The sequence below is a fragment of the Novosphingobium sp. B-7 genome, assembly GCF_000410615.1.
Classification (GTDB): domain Bacteria; phylum Pseudomonadota; class Alphaproteobacteria; order Sphingomonadales; family Sphingomonadaceae; genus Novosphingobium; species Novosphingobium capsulatum.
This window is the reverse complement of the sequence record NZ_KE148469.1, coordinates 442-772: the sequence shown is the minus strand read 5'-3', so window position 1 is coordinate 772 and position 331 is coordinate 442. Positions and strand designations below refer to the sequence as shown.

Genomic DNA, 331 nt, shown 5'->3' with positions numbered 1-331 from the left:
GGCAGCGTGTCGCGCCCGGTGGTGCAGCCGCTGCCAACCGGCGACGGGCAGACGCTTGATGCCGCGCTCGCCCGCCTGGCGCGCGATCCGCGCAACGCCGATGCGCTGCTCGATGCCGGCAATGCCGCGATGGCGCTGGGTGACGTGGATGCGGCGCTCGGCTTCCTGCGCCGCGCTGACGAGGTTTCACCGGGCAATGGCCGCATTAAGGCGCAGATCGGCAAGGCAATGCTGCGCCACAACGATCCCGTTGCCGCGATCCGCGCCTTTGATGATGCAGAGCGGGCCGGGGCCGATCAGGCCGCCATGGCCGGCGATCGCGGCCTGGCGC

At 71.9% G+C, this 331-nt stretch carries 1 protein-coding gene; it reads left to right on the top strand.

Going from position 1 to position 331, the window contains the following annotated elements:
• A partial coding sequence (locus tag H926_RS31165; protein WP_043610732.1) for a tetratricopeptide repeat protein occupies positions 1-331 on the top strand: 331 nt, incomplete at both ends.